1 protein-coding gene is annotated in these 731 nt (G+C 60.9%); it reads right to left on the bottom strand.

Features of this window, described 5'->3' with window-relative positions:
- The coding region (locus JCM12296_RS35355) for an Hpt domain-containing protein (RefSeq protein WP_172684290.1) at window positions 1-731 on the bottom strand (731 nt) is incomplete at both ends.

Here is a 731-nt window from a genome sequence, read left to right as displayed (position 1 = left end):
ATGGCTGCCAACGGTGCAGCGGCGGGGAAAAGGGCTTTGATGCGGTCGACGCTTGCGGCCACGCTCGCCATCAGGGATGCCGCGCCATCAACGCCGTCCGCGCCGGCAAAACGCGTGATTGCCCCACGCAGGGTGTCATACACCGCCGTCAGGGCGTCATACCCCATGTAATGGGCCGTCGACGCCAACCGGTCCACCTGCGTGCCGAGGGCCGCCACCGTTTCGACGCCTGCCTCGCCTTGCCCCAACCGGCCGGCCGTGTTCACCAGTTCCGTGAGATCGCTCACCAACTGCTCGATAAAAATATCGAACAATTCGGTGTCGGCCTCCCCTGCATATACCGACGACGGCACCGAACCTTCATCTGCTGCGGGTCCGGTGGTCACCCCCGATATGCGCCCCAGCAAATCCTCGATTTCGGCCGACTCCCGCCCGGTCGATTCGATCTGAACGATCAGATCGCCCATCCGGTCGCGCGAATCGATCAGAAGATCCACCGCCACCTTGTCCACCGAAAGCTGGCCCTCGCGGAACAAGGTCAGCAGATTCTCCAGCCGATGGGTCAGTTCGGCCATCCGTGAAAACCCTAAATACTCCGAGGCACCTTTGATCGTGTGCAACGACCGGAAGATCGTATTGAGCAGTTCACCATCGGAAAAACCCGACGCCAGGCGCAATAAACACCCTTCCAGTTCTTCCAGATGCTCTCGCGTCTCATCGGCGTAATCCTT

It is taken from the genome of Desulfosarcina cetonica JCM 12296, from assembly GCF_001311845.1.
Classification (GTDB): domain Bacteria; phylum Desulfobacterota; class Desulfobacteria; order Desulfobacterales; family Desulfosarcinaceae; genus Desulfosarcina; species Desulfosarcina cetonica.
Note: the sequence above shows the minus strand (reverse complement) of the source record. Positions and strands in the feature narration are given on the sequence as shown.